The 16,002-nt window shown below is 60.5% G+C and carries 16 protein-coding genes; 12 read left to right on the top strand and 4 right to left on the bottom strand.

Going from position 1 to position 16,002, the window contains the following annotated elements; genetic code table 11:
- Positions 1-328 precede the first annotated feature (328 nt).
- A complete protein-coding gene (gene mgtE, locus ACI2KA_RS13720; protein ID WP_404502858.1) occupies positions 329-1,756 on the top strand; it encodes a magnesium transporter in 1,428 nt (475 codons plus the stop codon).
- Between the two features lie 69 nt (positions 1,757-1,825).
- Entirely contained in the window at positions 1,826-2,212 is a 387-nt protein-coding gene (locus ACI2KA_RS13725) for a MerR family DNA-binding transcriptional regulator (RefSeq protein ID WP_003524989.1), read from the top strand.
- Positions 2,213-2,376: 164 nt separating this feature from the next.
- On the opposite strand, the gene ACI2KA_RS13730 is transcribed toward ACI2KA_RS13725, so the two are convergent.
- Positions 2,377-3,342, bottom strand: a complete 966-nt coding sequence (locus tag ACI2KA_RS13730) for a heparan-alpha-glucosaminide N-acetyltransferase (RefSeq protein ID WP_404502860.1) — start codon at positions 3,340-3,342, stop codon at positions 2,377-2,379.
- Positions 3,343-3,411: 69 nt separating this feature from the next.
- Positions 3,412-4,104 carry a DUF599 domain-containing protein gene (locus ACI2KA_RS13735; protein ID WP_404503000.1) on the bottom strand — a complete coding sequence of 231 codons (693 nt, stop codon included), beginning with the start codon at positions 4,102-4,104 and terminating at the stop codon, positions 3,412-3,414.
- Positions 4,105-4,602: 498 nt separating this feature from the next.
- Here ACI2KA_RS13735 and cobU point away from each other — a divergent pair, with 498 nt between their 5' ends.
- The 5 genes from cobU (at position 4,603) to ccoP (ending at position 8,753) form a co-directional block, all read left to right on the top strand.
- Positions 4,603-5,124, top strand: coding sequence for a bifunctional adenosylcobinamide kinase/adenosylcobinamide-phosphate guanylyltransferase (gene cobU / locus ACI2KA_RS13740; RefSeq protein WP_404502862.1), 522 nt, complete (start codon positions 4,603-4,605; stop codon positions 5,122-5,124).
- A gap of 232 nt (positions 5,125-5,356) precedes the next feature.
- Positions 5,357-6,979 (top strand): cytochrome-c oxidase, cbb3-type subunit I, encoded by a 1,623-nt coding sequence (gene ccoN / locus ACI2KA_RS13745; protein WP_404502866.1) that lies wholly within the window; start codon positions 5,357-5,359, stop codon positions 6,977-6,979.
- Positions 6,980-6,989: 10 nt separating this feature from the next.
- A complete protein-coding gene (gene ccoO / locus ACI2KA_RS13750; protein ID WP_404502868.1) occupies positions 6,990-7,721 on the top strand; it encodes a cytochrome-c oxidase, cbb3-type subunit II in 732 nt (243 codons plus the stop codon).
- A gap of 12 nt (positions 7,722-7,733) precedes the next feature.
- Positions 7,734-7,886 (top strand): CcoQ/FixQ family Cbb3-type cytochrome c oxidase assembly chaperone, encoded by a 153-nt coding sequence (locus ACI2KA_RS13755; protein WP_003502810.1) that lies wholly within the window; start codon positions 7,734-7,736, stop codon positions 7,884-7,886.
- A gap of 3 nt (positions 7,887-7,889) precedes the next feature.
- Positions 7,890-8,753, top strand: a complete 864-nt coding sequence (gene ccoP / locus ACI2KA_RS13760) for a cytochrome-c oxidase, cbb3-type subunit III (RefSeq protein WP_137003547.1) — start codon at positions 7,890-7,892, stop codon at positions 8,751-8,753.
- A 188-nt stretch (positions 8,754-8,941) separates the two neighbouring features.
- On the opposite strand, the gene ACI2KA_RS13765 is transcribed toward ccoP, so the two are convergent.
- Both ACI2KA_RS13765 and ACI2KA_RS13770 read right to left on the bottom strand, forming a co-directional pair.
- Positions 8,942-9,298: a VOC family protein gene (locus ACI2KA_RS13765; protein ID WP_404502871.1), complete on the bottom strand. Its 357-nt coding sequence runs from the start codon at positions 9,296-9,298 to the stop codon at positions 8,942-8,944.
- Positions 9,299-9,309: 11 nt separating this feature from the next.
- Complete coding sequence (locus tag ACI2KA_RS13770; RefSeq protein ID WP_404502873.1) at positions 9,310-9,714, bottom strand: SRPBCC family protein; 405 nt, start codon at positions 9,712-9,714, stop codon at positions 9,310-9,312.
- 120 nt (positions 9,715-9,834) lie between these two features.
- Between ACI2KA_RS13770 and ccoG the strand changes: the two genes are divergently transcribed.
- The 5 genes from ccoG to gndA all read left to right on the top strand — a co-directional run bounded on the left by ccoG (position 9,835) and on the right by gndA (position 15,952).
- Positions 9,835-11,418, top strand: a complete 1,584-nt coding sequence (ccoG, locus tag ACI2KA_RS13775) for a cytochrome c oxidase accessory protein CcoG (RefSeq protein ID WP_404502875.1) — start codon at positions 9,835-9,837, stop codon at positions 11,416-11,418.
- On the top strand, positions 11,415-11,915 hold the full coding sequence (locus tag ACI2KA_RS13780) for a FixH family protein (RefSeq protein WP_404502877.1): 501 nt from the start codon (positions 11,415-11,417) through the stop codon (positions 11,913-11,915). Before ccoG ends, ACI2KA_RS13780 begins: the two co-directional genes overlap by 4 nt.
- Complete coding sequence (locus tag ACI2KA_RS13785) at positions 11,912-14,203, top strand: cation-translocating P-type ATPase (RefSeq protein ID WP_404502879.1); 2,292 nt, start codon at positions 11,912-11,914, stop codon at positions 14,201-14,203. Before ACI2KA_RS13780 ends, ACI2KA_RS13785 begins: the two co-directional genes overlap by 4 nt.
- Positions 14,200-14,358, top strand: coding sequence for a cbb3-type cytochrome oxidase assembly protein CcoS (ccoS, locus tag ACI2KA_RS13790; protein ID WP_035223387.1), 159 nt, complete (start codon positions 14,200-14,202; stop codon positions 14,356-14,358). The genes ACI2KA_RS13785 and ccoS overlap by 4 nt, the downstream gene beginning before the upstream one ends.
- A 163-nt stretch (positions 14,359-14,521) precedes the next feature.
- A complete protein-coding gene (gndA, locus tag ACI2KA_RS13795; RefSeq protein WP_137003540.1) occupies positions 14,522-15,952 on the top strand; it encodes an NADP-dependent phosphogluconate dehydrogenase in 1,431 nt (476 codons plus the stop codon).
- Positions 15,953-16,002 lie beyond the last annotated feature (50 nt).

Genomic DNA, 16,002 nt, shown 5'->3' on the forward strand with positions numbered 1-16,002 from the left:
ATATTCACAAGCGCCGATGTGCGCTTTATGTCAACGCCTTTGTTGTGCATTGCGATGAATGGACGATCCTTGCGCCATCCTCAAGTTGGGAACGGCTCGGAGGTCGCAGGCGTTGTCTTAAAATACGCCGCAGAGATTGGTTATTGATCACCGGGAAACGGGCGCGCCGGTGTCGAATCTGCGCTGAAGAGGAATGACGAATGGATTTTTCGCCGCAGTCGCGGAGCTTGTGGTTTTGCAGCTATCCGGTTGTTGACAATACGCTTTTTAACGCCATTCTGCCTGCGCATCCGTGCACTGCCGCATTTGACGACGAGGGGACGCAAGATTGACAGACCGTGACCACGATCCTGCCGCGCCCGAAGAGTTGAAGCCTGCGGACGCGCCCTCCGATATTTATGCGGAGGACGGGTCGGTCCGCTCGGATTTCCTGACGATGGTGGGCGCTGCGATCGCCGATCGCGACCTGCTTTTCCTGCGCAAGAATGTGGCGCGGCTGCATGAGTCCGAACTCGGCGACGTGCTGGAATCCATCCTGCCGGAACAACGTCACGCACTGGTCAGGCTGCTTGGTTCCGATTTCGACATGACGGCGCTGACCGAGGTGGATGAGGGCATCCGTCTCGACATCGTCGACCAGATGTCGAACGAGCAGATCGCCGCCGGTATCGGCGAACTCGATTCGGACGACGCCGTCTATATTCTCGAAGATCTCGACGACGAGGACCGCGAGGATATTCTCTCGCAGCTGCCGTTTACCGAACGTGTGCGGCTGATGCGGGCGCTGGATTATCCGGAAAGCTCGGCCGGCCGTCGCATGCAGACGGAATTCGTCGCCGTGCCGCCGTTCTGGACCGTGGGGCAGACCATCGATTATCTGCGCGAAGAAGAAGAGCTGCCGGATTCCTTCACGCAGATCTTCGTCATCGATCCCACCTTCAAGCTGGTCGGCGCGCTCGATCTCGACAAGGTGCTGCGCGCCAAGCGTCAGGTGAAGATCGAAACGATCATGCACGAGACGAACCATTCCATTCCGGCCGAGATGGACCAGGAAGAGGCGGCGCAGCTTTTCGAGCAATACGACCTTCTGTCCGCCGCCGTGGTCGACAATAACGGCCGGCTTGTGGGCGTACTGACCATCGATGATGTGGTCGACGTCATTCAGGAGGAAGCCGAGGAGGACTTGCTGCGCCTGGGCGGCGTGGGTGACGAAGAACTGTCGGACTCGATAGCCAGCACCTCGCGTTCACGCGTGCCCTGGCTTGCCGTCAATCTCATCACTGCCTTTCTCTCCGCCTCGGTCATCAGCCTGTTCGATGCGACGATCCAGCAGATCGTGGCGCTGGCGATCCTGATGCCGGCGGTGGCCGGCATGGGCGGCAATGCCGGATCGCAGACAATGACGGTGTCGGTGCGGGCGCTCGCCACCAAAAGCCTCGATATTCACAATGCCGCCCGCATCATCCGGCGCGAGGCGGGTGTCGGTATTCTGAACGGCATGTTGTTCGGCTGCGCCATCGGTGTGGTTGCCGGCATCTGGTTTCAGGATGTGCATATTGGCGGCATCATCGCCACGGCCATGTGTCTCAACATGCTGGCGGCGGCGCTGGCGGGCATTCTCATTCCGCTGGTTCTCGACAAGTTCGGGGCGGACCCGGCGGTTTCTTCGGCCGTCTTCGTGACGGCGGTGACCGATATTGTCGGCTTTTTCGCCTTTCTTGGCATAGCAACCTGGTGGTACGGTATTTCCGGATAGGCGAGGGGCGAAAATTGACTTTTACGTGAAGGTCAAATAATATCTTCCGGTTATGAATCGGATAGGCCCTTGGACAAGTATTATAGCATAACCGAACTGACGCGCGAATTCGGTGTTTCAACCCGTACCTTGCGATTTTACGAGGATGAGGGGCTGATCCATCCGGAGCGCCGCGGGCGCACGCGGCTTTTCAGAGCCGCGGACCGTCGACTTATCCAGGAAATCCTGCGTGGCCGCCGTATCGGTTTCACCATCTCCGAAATTCGCGAGATCATTCACGTCTACAAGGAGCCGCCCGGCGAATCGGGGCAATTGGTGCTGCTGATGAAAAAGGTCGATGAAAAGCGCGCCGAGCTTCGCCAAAAACGCAAGGACATAGAAGAGACGCTGGCGGAACTCGACAATGTCGAGGAGGCCTGTCTGACGCGCCTTGCCGAAATCGGCGTGGGGACTTGAGCGGCGCCGTTTAGCGGTTTGGCTCTTCCGTTGACGTAACCGTCGCTAACGGCTCCGAAGCCTGTCCAGTTTTGTCTGCATATGGAACGAGCGGGTTTTGCTTGTTTTTTCTCCCACGCCTGGGAGAAGACATGAGGGCAAATCGCAACGCCGCATTCGCCGTCCTACTGCGCCTCAACCGTGCACTGCTGCGCCACTTCGCCGACCTTCGTCTGCTGGTCGGCACTGAGCTTGCCCTCCATCATAGTGTCGAAGAGGTTTTCCGCCTGCAGCTTTTCCAGCGTGCAGCCGCAGAAGCGCTGGCACAATTCCAGCCCGTTCGGCTGTTCGACGCAGCTTTTTTCACAGCTCGATTTGTAAAGCTCCACCTGATCGACGGGAGGAGGCGGAGTCAAGAGCGAGAGGACGTAAACCAGGCCAATAAGCACCGGCTGGTGAATGAGATAAAAGGCAAGGCTGTGACGGCCGGCGCTGGCGATCAGGTTGCGGGGTGCGCTTGGATTGCGGAAACGGTCCAGCCAGCCGCGCGGTGCGACGAATTGCGAAACGCCAAGTCCGGTAAGGAAAGGCGCGAGCCAGGGCAGCAGCGGCACATAATCGTTCGAGCGCGGCGGCATGGTGGAAAAGCCGATCCAGGCCAGCCATTTTGCGTTGAACAGGTCGGATTGCAGATATTGCGGCAGGGCAAACGCGATCACCGCGAAAACCAGCGTCACGGGCGCGGGCGCCCGCAGGAACAGCAGTCCCACCAGGCTTGCGGCGGCGATATTGTGCAGGATGCCGAAGAAGATGAAGCTGTCCGGAAAGGCAAAATAGGTGGCGACGGTGATGAGCAGCGCCGACCCGGCCACCATCGCGAAACGCTTGCCGAAGGACGGCCAGTTCAAACCCTTGCCATGGGCGAGAAACAGGCTGAAGCCGGCCAGAAACAGGAACGAACTGGCGATGCCGCGCGCATAAAGCTTCCAGAGACCCGTGGTCGCCGTGCCGGGGTCGAGATAGCCGAAATATTCCAGATTCCACGTGAAGTGGTAGGATGCCATGGCAAGGAGGGCGAGCCCTCTGAGGGTATCCAGCCCGCCGATGCGGCCTTTGCGGCGGTTTTCATTTGCGGCTGTGTTCGTATCCATGTTTTCCGCTTTGTCAGCTTTTCGGGGCCGGTATTCTCACTTGGGCTTGGCCCTTGAAGTGCGGCTATTTCAAGGCCGGTTTTCTTCCATGATGGCGCGCCGTGCTTCGGAAAAGAACTGGCGGCGCAACAGCGCCACGATGATGATGACGGTGCTGGCGATGAAGACATAGGGGCTGATGAACCAGCCGAGATAACCGATGGACAGGAAGATCGTCCGCAGGCCGTCATTGAAGTTCTTGGCAGCGATGATGTTCATCTTGATGACGTTTTCGGCCGCGCGCTCCGCCGCCTGGCGGTCCGCACCGACATCGTGGACCATGGGGATGGCGCCGAACAGGATCGTGCAATAGTTGAACAGGCGGTAGGACCAGCCGAATTTGAAGAAGGAATAACCAAAAAGACAGGTTAGGCCGATGACCTTCAGCTCGAAGGCGGTGCGCCCGGCATAATGCACGAAGGGCATGTCGCGAAAGACCGATTCGACCTGTTCGGTGGCGCCGAGCAGGGCGAAACATCCGCCGATGGCGAAGATGGAGGTGGAGGCGAAGAAGGCGGTGCCGTTCTGCAGGCCGGCCATGATCTGCGTGTCGATCATCTTCAGGTCGCGCTTCAGCGAATTGTGGATCCAGTCACGCCGGCGCTCCGCCATGGCCTGATTGAGGCTGGTTCGCGAAAACAGCGTCGTTCCCGTCGTGACATGGGTATAGGCAGCCCATAACAGGATAAAAACGGCGATCGCGATATAGTCCATGACGGTCATCACGGGCAGGCCACCTTGCTGTTTGCGAATCTTCGAAGGCATATTGATTTGAAGGCCATGGCAAGGCAATGGCGGCGGTTGCCGCCACCCAATATTCTCTTTTGCCGTCGCCGCCGCCGCATTCGGATTTTCGCTAACTTTCCGGTAACCAAGTCGCTTTATCAATCCTGTCGCGGATGTGAGGTCCGCCGGTTCCGGTTAAGGTATTGCGTACCGGTTCCGCCTGAATTTCCGCGAGCGTCATCCGCCGATTGACAGGATGGCGGTTCGCACCTAGCCTTCCACAAGGACCGGTGTTTCCGGCATCCGGAGCGCCAAGGCTTTCATGTCCCGCATCGTGCGGGCAGGTTTTGTCTCTCTGGCCCGGTATCCGCGGCAGTCCGGCATGAGCAACCGGGGAACGCCTTTTCTACGAATCGTTCCCTTCATGTCCATCTGCCGCCGGCTTGCGGCATCGCAAAGACGCCGGTCCGTTTCATCGCTTCATCCGGGTTTTCCATGACAGATCAAAACCGCTCCGTTTTTATTCTTGGCGGCGCGCGCTCCGGCAAGTCCCGTTTTGCGGAGGCGCTTGCGGGCAAGGCCGGCGGAAACCTGCATTATCTGGCGACCGGCCGGGCGTGGGATGACGAGATGCGGGATCGTATCAGCCATCATCAGGAACGGCGCGGCGGCGAATGGACCACCCACGAGGCGCCGCTCGACGTCGCTGCGGCGCTGGAGCGCCTCGACGGGCCGGACAATGTCATTCTCATCGATTGCCTGACATTGTGGCTGACCAATCTGATGATGGAGAGCGCCGATATCGAGGCTGCCTTCGACGCGCTTGCGGCGGCAATCGCATCGGCCAGAGCGAAACTGATTTTCGTCTCCAATGAGGTCGGTCTCGGCATCGTGCCGGAGAACCGCATGGCGCGTGAATTCCGCGACCATGCCGGCCGGCTGCACCAGCGCGTTGCCGCCATCGCCGGCGAAGTCTATTTCGTCGCCGCCGGATTGCCGCTGAAGATGAAGGGTTGACGCCTCACCTGCGACAGCGGGATGACCGTCACTGTCCCTTGCTTGCGTATTTTCTCCGCTCAAGTCGCGCCGTTTCCAGCGGCGCTGCGACAGGTTTGCATTCTTGATCTGGATCAAGGTGGCCTTCTTTCGGCGGTGGCAATGCTCCAACCGACGCAAAGGCGTGTTTCCGCTCTCCCAGGCGCGTGCCGTGCCTTTCGTCGGTCGGCTTGCACGTTGGGGGAAACCAACAATGAATTACACTTTGGAAACCGCGATCGTGGCCCTCGGGGCCTTTCTCGCGTTGCTCGGGGCAGCCTTTGCCCATGACAGTCTTTTCGCCGCCCATATGTGGGTGCTGTTCTTTACGCTGCTGGTCAGCACGGTGCTTCTTTTGCGCCGTGTCTCCTTTGCGCCCGTCGATCCGGACGCGCTTGCCCGCCGGAAGTCGGAATATTTCGACGAGGTGGTGAAATATGGCGTCATCGCCACCGTGTTCTGGGGTGTCGTCGGTTTTCTGGTCGGGGTCGTGGTGGCGCTGCAGCTCGCCTTTCCCGATCTCAACATCGCGCCCTATTTCAATTTCGGCCGGATGCGGCCGCTGCACACCTCGGCGGTGATCTTCGCTTTCGGGGGAAATGCGCTGATCGCCACCTCCTTCTACGTGGTGCAGAGAACCTGTCGGGCGCGCCTGTTCGGCGGCAATCTCGGCTGGTTCGTGTTCTGGGGGTATAACCTCTTCATCGTCATGGCCGCCACCGGTTACCTGCTGGGCATTACCCAGGGCCGCGAATATGCCGAGCCGGAATGGTATGTCGACATCTGGCTGACCATCGTCTGGGTCGCCTATCTCGTGACCTTCCTCGGCACGATCTTCATGCGCAAGGAGCCGCATATCTATGTGGCGAACTGGTTCTATCTCGGCTTCATCGTCACCATCGCCATGTTGCACATCGTCAATAATCTGGCGGTGCCCGTGTCGTTCCTGGGCGTGAAGAGCTACTCGGCCTTCTCGGGCGTGCAGGATGCGCTGACGCAATGGTGGTACGGCCATAACGCCGTCGGCTTCTTCCTGACCGCCGGCTTCCTCGGCATGATGTATTATTTCATTCCCAAGCAGGTGAACCGCCCGGTCTATTCCTACCGCCTGTCGATCATCCACTTCTGGGCGCTGATCTTCATGTATATCTGGGCCGGCCCGCACCACCTGCACTATACGGCGCTGCCGGACTGGGCGCAGACGCTCGGCATGGTGTTCTCGGTGATGCTGTGGATGCCGTCGTGGGGCGGCATGATCAACGGCCTGATGACGCTTTCGGGCGCCTGGGACAAGATCCGCACCGATCCCGTCGTGCGCATGATGGTGATGGCGGTGGCCTTTTACGGCATGGCGACCTTCGAAGGTCCGATGATGTCGATCAAGGCCGTCAACTCGCTCAGCCACTACACCGACTGGACCATCGGCCACGTGCATTCGGGCGCGCTCGGCTGGAACGGCATGATCACCTTCGGCGCGATCTATTACCTGACGCCGAAACTCTGGGGCAGGGAGCGTCTCTACAGCCTGCAACTGGTCAACTGGCACTTCTGGCTCGCCACGCTCGGCATCGTCGTTTACGCCGCCGTCATGTGGGTGGCCGGCATCCAGCAGGCTCTGATGTGGCGCGAATATGATGCCCAAGGCTTCCTCGTTTATTCCTTCGCGGAATCGGTCGCGGCTTTGTTCCCCTATTACGTGATGCGTGCACTGGGTGGCCTGATGTTCCTCAGCGGCGCGCTGATCATGGCCTACAACGTCACGATGACCATCCTCGGTCATCAACGCGAGGAGGGCGCCAGCAAGGGCGCGGCTCCTTCGCTGCAGCCTGCTGAATAAGGAGGGGCCGATGTCCATACTCGACAAACACGGCGTCATCGAACGCAACGCCACGCTGCTTCTGGTCGGCTCCCTGCTGGTGGTCTCGATCGGCGGTATCGTGGAAATCGCACCGCTCTTTTATCTCGAAAACACCATCGAGAAGGTGAAGGGCATGCGACCCTACACGCCGCTGGAACTGGCCGGGCGCAACATCTACATCCGCGAGGGGTGTTATGTCTGCCACAGCCAGATGATCCGTCCATTCCGCGACGAGGTGGAGCGTTACGGACATTACAGCCTTGCGGCGGAATCCATGTACGACCATCCGTTCCAGTGGGGTTCCAAGCGCACGGGGCCAGACCTTGCGCGCGTCGGCGACCGTTATTCGAACGAATGGCATGTGCAGCATCTGGCCGATCCGCGCTCCGTGGTGCCGGAATCGATCATGCCGTCTTACGCGTTCCTCAAGACGACGCCGCTGAAGATCACCGATATCTCGATGGAGCTGAAGGCCAACCGCGCCGTCGGTGTGCCCTATAGCGACGAGATGATCGAGAAGTCCGCAGCCGATCTTGCCGCCCAGGCGGACCCGAATGCGGATTCGTCGGACCTGCTGGCGCGTTATCCGAAGGCGAAGATCGGCGATTTCGACGGCGATCCGGCCAAGCTTACCGAAATGGATGCTCTGGTCGCCTATCTGCAGATGCTCGGCACGCTGGTCGATTTCTCGACCTATGACGATGCCGCCGGATACCGGTGAGGAGGCGAAACGATGGAAACCTATACGGCCATGCGCCACTTCGCCGATAGCTGGGGCCTGCTTGCCATGACCCTGTTCTTCGCCGGCGTCGTCGTTTTTACCCTTCGCCCCGGCTCCAAAAAAGCCGCGGACGATGCCGCCAGCATTCCGCTCAAGGAGGACTAGGATATGTCCGAAAAACACATTGATGACATCAGTGGCGTCGAAACCACCGGCCACGAATGGGACGGTATCCGTGAGCTGAACAATCCCATGCCGCGCTGGTGGGTCTGGACCTTTTATTTCACGATCCTCTGGGCCATCGGTTATACCATCGCCTATCCGGCTTACCCGCTGATATCAGGCGCAACAAAAGGGCTGCTCGGCTGGAGCAGCCGCGGCGAAATCGCCGCCGAAATTGCCGATGCGAAACAGGCGCAGAGCGTCTATGTCGACAGAATCGCCAATTCCTCGCTTGCCGAAATTCAGGCGGACCCGACCCTGATGCAGTTTGCCCTTTCCGGCGGTGCAGCCGCTTTCAAGGTCAATTGCATTCAGTGTCACGGTTCGGGCGCGGAAGGCGGGCAGGGTTATCCCAACCTCAATGACGATGACTGGATGTGGGGCGGCAGTGCCGACGATATCTACACGACGGTGAAGCACGGCATCCGTTTTGCCGATGATCCTGATACGCGCGCTTCGGAAATGCCGGCTTTTGGCGACATCCTCCAGTCGAATGAAATCCGCGAGGTCGCCGCCTATGTCGTCAGCCTTACCGGCACGCCTTCCAACCCGGCGCTGGTGGAACCCGGCAAGCAGCTCTTTGCCGACAATTGCGCCTCGTGCCACGGGGAAGACGCCAAGGGTAATCGCGAATTCGGCGCACCCAATCTGGCCGACGCGATCTGGCTGAAGTCGCATGGGGAGGAAGGCATCGTCTCGCAGATCCGTTCACCGAAGCATGGCGTCATGCCCGCCTGGGGTGAGCGTCTCGGTGACACGACCGTCAAGCAGCTGGCGATCTTCGTGCATTCGCTTGGTGGGGGTGAGTGATCGTATAGGCAGGAAAAGGAAAGGGCCGCGTGATGCGGCCCTCACGGTGATGACGCGTCCTTCCCAGATTCGACGTCATCCTCGGGCTTGACCCGAGGATCCATGGTGCCACCAGCGGTGGATCCTCGGGTCAAGCCCGAGGATGACGCAAGAGAGGCTTAGGGAGACGGGCCGCGACGCGGCCCTTTTTATTCAGCTGACCAGACGGCCAGCTCGTATCCATCCGGATCGGTGAAATGGAAACGCCGGCCGCCGGGAAAGGCGAAGATCGCGACGCTAATCTGGCCGCCGGCGGCCTCGACGCGCCGCTGCACATGCTCGATATCGGCGGCGTAGAGAATGACGAGCGGCCCGCCCCTGGCCGATACCGGCGCGGTGGTGGTGAAGCCGCCCGTCAGGCGGCCATCGGAAAACTCGCAATATTGCGGACCGTAATCCTTGAAGGACCAGCCGAAGGCGCCGCCGTAAAATTCCTTGCTGCGCTCGATGTCGGCGACGTTGAATTCGACATAGTCGATGCGCTGGTCATTGGTGTTCGTCGTCATCATTCACTCCATCAATCCGCTTCGAGCAGCGATTTCAGCGTTTCGAGATCGGCCGTTATCGCCTTGGCGTCGTCTTCGAAATCCTCGTCCGTCATGCCGTCAAGCCGAAGCAGCGTGAAGCTCACTTCGGCGCCGCTGCCATTCGGCGTGACCCGAAGCGCGTTATAGACCTTCAGCCCGTCAGGTAATGTGACGACATGATCTATGACGCCGAATTCATTGGCGGGCGCGAAATTCACGCGCACCTCGCCAAGCGGCCCGCCATCGGCGATCCAGTCTTCGCCCTCCGGCCTCAGCCCGCCGCCAAGACCTGCCGCCCAGCGCGGCATGTTCTGCGGGTCGGAGGTAAATTGATGGACCTGGCTCCATGGCTTTTCGATCGACAGATGAATGATTCTCGACTGCATGACAGGCATTTCACCCTCCCTTGGCGTCACGCTCCTCTTGCTGCGCCACTTTGTCGTCACTTGATGCAAGTCAAGGATGTTTCGCCGGGGAGATGGGAGAAAGCAAGGAGATAAAAACGGACTCCTATCATGAACATCTATCGCGCCGGACAGGACCGCCCGCAACAGCCCGTCGAAAGGCTGGAAGCGGAAGCCGTCAATTCCGCAAAAACGCGAAAACCCCTTTACGAAGCGCGCAGGAAGATTTTTCCCAAGCGCGCCGAGGGCAGGTTCCGGCGGTTCAAATGGCTGGTGATGCTCTTCACGCTCGGCATTTATTATCTGACGCCGTTCCTGCGCTGGGACCGCGGTCCCTATGCGCCCGATCAGGCGGTATTGATCGATATCGCCAACCGGCGCTTTTATTTCTTCTTCATCGAGATATGGCCGCAGGAATTCTTCTTCGTCGCCGGCCTGCTGGTCATGGCGGGGCTCGGGCTGTTTCTCGTCACTTCCGCGGTCGGGCGCGCATGGTGCGGTTATACCTGTCCGCAGACCGTCTGGGTTGACCTGTTTCTGGTGGTCGAACGGGCGATCGAGGGCGACAGGAACGCCCGCATGAAACTGGATGCCGCGCCCTTCACCTTTGGCAAATTGCGCAAGCGGGTGTTGAAACATGCGATCTGGCTGGTGATCGGCGTACTGACCGGCGGCGCATGGATTTTCTATTTTGCCGACGCGCCGACGCTGGCGATGCAGTTCCTGACCGGGCAGGCGCCGATGATCGCCTATTCGACCGTCGCCATCCTCACCGCGACCACCTATGTTTTCGGCGGGCTGATGCGCGAACAGGTCTGCACCTATATGTGTCCCTGGCCGCGCATCCAGGCGGCGATGCTGGATGAGAACTCGCTTGTCGTCACCTATAATGACTGGCGCGGCGAACCGCGCTCGCGGCACGCCAAGAAGGCTGCGGCGGCAGGAGAGAGCATCGGCGATTGCGTCGATTGCAATGCCTGCGTCGCGGTCTGTCCCATGGGCATCGACATCAGGGACGGGCAGCAGCTGGAATGCATCACCTGCGCGCTCTGCATCGATGCCTGCGACGGGGTGATGGACAAGATCGGCAAGCCGCGCGGGTTGATCGCCTATGCGACACTTGCCGAATACCAGTCCAACATGGCGCTGGCGACCGGCAATGGCGAATACGCCATCCGCCCCGCCAATGTGCGCGGGGCGGATGGCAGCTTCAGCAAGAGCGTCCGCCACTTCAACTGGCGTATCATCTTCCGGCCGCGCACGCTGCTTTACACGGCGATATGGGCTGCGGTCGGCATCGGCATGCTGTTTGCGCTGGTGACGCGCGAGCGGCTGGCGCTCAATGTCCTGCACGACCGCAATCCGCAATATGTGCTGGAATCCAACGGTTCGATCCGCAACGGCTATACGGTCCGCATCCTCAACATGGTGCCGCAGCCGCGTATGATGAGCCTGACGATAGAAGGCCTTCCGAACGCGGTGATGAAGATCAACGGCATGTCTGACACTGCCGCGCGCGCCTTCGAGATGACGGTGGAGCCGGACGAGGCGACGACGCTGAAGGTCTTCGTCACCCTGCCGGGCAAGGATATTGCGCGGGCGGCGGAAAATTTCGAATTCATCGTCAGCGATACGGCCGGCCACGAAACGGCCCGTTACGATGCGGTCTTCAATGCTCCGGGAGTGAAAAAATGACAGTCAACAATCGCCAGACATCCAGCTTCGTTTTCACCGGCTGGCACATGCTCGGCGTCATGGTGCTGTTCTTCGGCACCATCATCACCGTCAACATGATCATGGCCTGGAATGCGGTTCACAGCTGGAGCGGGCTTGTGGTACCCAACACCTATGTCGCCAGCCAGCAGTTCAATGCCAAGGCGGAAGCCGCCAAGGCACGGGCTGCAACCGGCATCAAGGGCAGGCTGGCCGTGGATGAAAAGACCGTGCGTTACGAGGTTTTTCATCCGGATAAAGGCCCGATCGATACGGATGCGGTGACAGCGCATTTTCGCCGGCCCGTGGGTGAAAGCCAGAATTTCGACATGGAACTGAGCCCGGCCGCCACCGGCGTCTTTACCGGCGCGCATGACATGCTGCCCGGGCAATGGATCGTTGAGGTCACCGCCGTCAAGGACGGCCGGATCATCGTGCATGAGGGCACGCGGATCGCCGTTATCAGGGGACGTCAATGAGCTGCTGCGCACCGGGAACGGAAGGTTCGCTGCAACTCGGCGAGCCGGTCAATCCGCCATCGTCGGAGGAATTGCTGCTGGCGAGCCGCGATCTGGGGCAGGGGCTGCGTCAGACCGATCTCAGCGTGCCGGATGTTTATTGCGGCACCTGCATCACCACCATCGAGACCGCGCTCTCCCATCTCCGCCAAGTGGAGCGGGCGCGGGTGAACCTGTCGTCCAGACGTGTGGCAGTCGTCTGGAAGGAAGAGGTCGATGGCGTCAGGACCGATCCCGCCGAGATTGCCCGTGCAATCCTGTCGACGGGATACCGCACACACCTTTTCGCCAGCGGTCAGGATGCTTCGGACGCCTTGCGCTCGCAGCTGATCAGGGCGGTGGCGCTGTGCGGTTTTGCCTCAGCCAATATCATGCTTCTGTCCGTCTCCGTCTGGTCGGGGGCGGATGCGGCGACGCGCGACATGTTTCACTGGATATCGGCGATGATCGCCGCGCCGGCGCTGATCTATGGCGGGCGCTTCTTCTATCAGTCTGCCTGGAACGCGCTGAAACACGGCCGCACCAACATGGATGTGCCGATTGCGCTTGCCATTACGCTCTCCTATGCCGTGTCGCTGTGGGAGACGATCCATCACGGTGAGCATGCCTGGTTCGATGCGACCGTATCGCTGCTGTTCTTCCTGCTGATCGGCCGGACGCTGGACCATATCATGCGCGACAGGGCGCGCTCCGCCATTGCCGGGCTCGCCCGGCTGTCGCCGCGCGGCGCGACCGTCATCAGTGAGGATGGGACGCGGGAATATCGCCAGCTTGCCGATGTCCAACCGGGAATGTCGATCGCGATTGCGGCGGGCGACCGTGTGGCGGTGGATGCGATAGTGGTCTGCGGCAGCAGCGATCTCGACATGTCCATCGTCAATGGTGAAAGCGCGCCGCGCCGCGTGACGACAGGCGACGGCCTGCAGGCCGGCACGCTCAACCTCACCGGTTCGCTCACCGCACGGGTGACCGCCTCGGCCAGGGATTCCTTCCTGTCGGAGGTGATCGGGTTGATGGAGGCGGCGGAAGGCGGCCGGGCGCGTTACCGCCGTATCGCCGACCGCGCCGCAAGCTATTATTCACCCGTGGTGCATCTTCTCGCGCTGGTGACGTTTCTCGGCTGGGGCATTTTCGGCGGCGACTGGAAACAGGCGATGCTGATCGCCATTGCGGTTCTCATCATCACCTGCCCCTGTGCGCTCGGCCTTGCCGTTCCCGTCGTGCAGGTTGTGGCGGCAGGACGGCTGTTCCGGCACGGCATCATGGTCAAGGAAGGCTCGGCCATGGAGCGGCTGGCCGACATCGACACCGTGCTGTTCGACAAGACCGGCACCCTGACCGTTGGCAAGCCGCGACTGGTCGAAACCGGCGATGTGAAGCCTGCGATTATGGCGATTGCAGCGGGGCTTGCCGCCCATTCACGTCATCCTCTCTCGAAAGCCCTGCATGCCGCCTACGGCAGTGCTTTGCCGGCCTATGAGACGGTGCGGGAAATTCCGGGCTCGGGTGTCGAGGCCGAGACGGAAGCCGGCACCTACCGGCTCGGCAATCGCCGGTTCGCCTGCCCGGATGAGGTAAGGACCGACAATGGCGATGCGCGGTCGGAAGTGGTGCTGTCACTCGATGGCCATCAACTGGCGAGCTTCGGTTTCGAGGATAATCCGCGCGCGGGTGCTGTTGCGGCTTTGCGTAATCTCTCAGTGCGGGGCCTGATGCAGGAAATCGTTTCGGGTGACCGGGCCGCCGCCGTCAGCGCGATGGCTGAGCGGCTGGGGATCGGCAACTGGCGTGCGGACCTGTCGCCGAAGGACAAGGCAGCGCGTTGCGCCGAACTTGCCGGCGAGGGGCGCAGGGTCCTGATGGTGGGTGACGGTATCAACGATGCGCCGGCGCTTGCCGCCGCCCATGTGTCGATGGCGCCCGCCACCGCCGCCGATATCGGCCGGCAGGCCGCGGATTTCGTGTTCATGCAGGAGGATCTCGATGCCGTGCCTTTTGCGATCGAGACGTCGCAGCGGGCCGGAAAGCTTATCCGGCAAAACTTCGCGCTGGCCATCGGCTATAACATCATTGCCGTACCGATCGCGATTGCCGGTTATGCGACGCCGATGATCGCGGCCATTGCGATGTCGACATCGTCGCTGATCGTCGTCGCCAATGCGTTACGTCTTGCCGGTGCGGCTGAAAACGTTCGCCCCCACAACGAAACGAAGACAGGATTTACGGGCGAGGGGGCGCAACTGGCATGAACATGCTGATCTATCTCATTCCCGTCGCTCTGTTTTTAGGGGCGCTCGGGCTTTTCGCCTTCCTCTGGTCGGTGCGGTCCGGTCAGTATGACGATATGGACGGGGCCGCGTGGCGCGTAATCGATGATGGTGATGATCGGCCGCGGCCTTCTTGAAGGAGAAGCAAAAGGTCAGTTTTGACCTGGCCTTGACCTGTCGCAAATATGCAAAGCTGACTTGCGTCATCAAAATTTAATCGTTTCAGTCGCCCCTAGCCTTGCCGTTTGGTGATTACAGTGCCACAACACGACCACCAAAAAGCAAGATGGAGGCACATCCGTGGAACAGGCAGAAATCGGTTTGATCGGTCTCGGCGTCATGGGCTCGAACCTGGCGTTGAACATCGCGGAAAAGGGCAACAAGATTGCCGTATTCAACCGAACCCCGGAAGTTACACGAAAATTCTACGCCGATGCGGGCGAACTGCAGGGCCAGATCATTCCCTGCGAAACCATCGAGGAATTCGTCGCCGCCATTCGCCCTCCGCGCCCGATCATCATCATGATCAAGGCCGGCGATCCGGTCGACCAGCAGATGGAAATCCTCAAACCGCATCTCGCCAATGGCGACATCATGATCGACGCCGGCAATGCCAATTTCCGCGATACGATCCGCCGTTTCGACAATCTGAAGGATAGCGGCCTGACCTTTATCGGCATGGGCGTTTCCGGCGGTGAGGAAGGCGCGCGTCACGGACCGTCGATCATGGTCGGCGGCACCGAGGACAGCTGGAAGCGTGTGGAGAAGGTGCTGACCTCCATTTCCGCCAAATATAATGACGATCCGTGCGTGGCATGGCTCGGCAATGACGGCGCCGGCCATTTCGTCAAGACCATCCATAACGGCATCGAATATGCCGACATGCAGATGATCGCCGAAATCTACGGCATCCTGCGTGATGGCCTTGGCATGAGCGCCGTCGAAATCGCCGATGTCTTCGCCGAATGGAACAAGGGCCGCCTGAATTCCTACCTGATCGAAATCACCGAGAAGGTTCTGCGCGCCGCCGATCCGATCACCGGCAAGCCGATGGTCGATCTGATCCTCGACAAGGCCGGCCAGAAGGGCACCGGCAAGTGGTCGGTCATCGAGGCGCAGAACATGGGCGTCGCCGCAACCGCCATCGAGGCGGCCGTGGCTGCCCGTATTCTCTCCTCGCAGAAGGATGAGCGCGAAGCTGCCGAGAAGATTTTCGGCCTGCCGACCCTCGCGGCGGCGCCGGCTGACAGAAAGGCCTTCATCGCCGATCTGGAAAGCGCGCTTCTGGCCGCCAAGGTCGGTGCTTATGCGCAGGGCTTCGCCATCATGTCGGCCGCTTCCAAGGAGTTCAACTGGAACCTGCCGATGCCGACGATCGCCCGCATCTGGCGCGCCGGCTGCATCATCCGTTCGGAATTCCTCGATGAGATCACCTCGGCCTTCACCAAGGATCCGCATGTGGCCAACCTCATTGTGACGCCTGCCTTCGCCGCCATCGTCAAGGATACCGATGCGCCGCTGCGCCGCGTGGTTTCCTACGCCGTGCTCTCCGGCCTGCCGGTTTCGGCGCTGGCTTCGGCACTCGGCTATTTCGATGCCTATCGCCGCGGTCGCGGCAGCGCCAACCTCATTCAGGCGCAGCGCGACTTCTTCGGCGCGCATGGTTTCGAACGCACCGATGGCGTGGACAAGCCGCACGGCCCATGGGGCAGCGGCGCCGACATTTTCTGATCGGCTGAAACGACAAACGACAAAAGGCCCGCGCAAGCGGGCCTTTTTCA

This window comes from Agrobacterium sp. NPDC089420 (genome assembly GCF_044900305.1).
Lineage (GTDB): Bacteria > Pseudomonadota > Alphaproteobacteria > Rhizobiales > Rhizobiaceae > Agrobacterium.

Bases quoted from the DNA above. Each gene is read 5' to 3' on its own strand.
- ACI2KA_RS13780 (WP_404502877.1), top strand. From the start codon at position 11,415: ATGACAGTCAACAATCGCCAGACATCCAGCTTCGTTTTCACCGGCTGG.
- ccoS (WP_035223387.1), top strand. From the start codon at position 14,200: ATGAACATGCTGATCTATCTCATTCCCGTCGCTCTGTTTTTAGGGGCG.
- ccoO (WP_404502868.1), top strand. From the start codon at position 6,990: ATGTCCATACTCGACAAACACGGCGTCATCGAACGCAACGCCACGCTG.
- ccoP (WP_137003547.1), top strand. From the start codon at position 7,890: ATGTCCGAAAAACACATTGATGACATCAGTGGCGTCGAAACCACCGGC.
- ACI2KA_RS13785 (WP_404502879.1), top strand. From the start codon at position 11,912: ATGAGCTGCTGCGCACCGGGAACGGAAGGTTCGCTGCAACTCGGCGAG.
- ACI2KA_RS13730 (WP_404502860.1), bottom strand. From the start codon at position 3,342: ATGGATACGAACACAGCCGCAAATGAAAACCGCCGCAAAGGCCGCATC.
- ccoN (WP_404502866.1), top strand. From the start codon at position 5,357: ATGAATTACACTTTGGAAACCGCGATCGTGGCCCTCGGGGCCTTTCTC.
- cobU (WP_404502862.1), top strand. From the start codon at position 4,603: ATGACAGATCAAAACCGCTCCGTTTTTATTCTTGGCGGCGCGCGCTCC.
- ACI2KA_RS13770 (WP_404502873.1), bottom strand. From the start codon at position 9,714: ATGCCTGTCATGCAGTCGAGAATCATTCATCTGTCGATCGAAAAGCCA.
- ACI2KA_RS13755 (WP_003502810.1), top strand. From the start codon at position 7,734: ATGGAAACCTATACGGCCATGCGCCACTTCGCCGATAGCTGGGGCCTG.
- ccoG (WP_404502875.1), top strand. From the start codon at position 9,835: ATGAACATCTATCGCGCCGGACAGGACCGCCCGCAACAGCCCGTCGAA.
- ACI2KA_RS13765 (WP_404502871.1), bottom strand. From the start codon at position 9,298: ATGACGACGAACACCAATGACCAGCGCATCGACTATGTCGAATTCAAC.
- ACI2KA_RS13735 (WP_404503000.1), bottom strand. From the start codon at position 4,104: ATGACCGTCATGGACTATATCGCGATCGCCGTTTTTATCCTGTTATGG.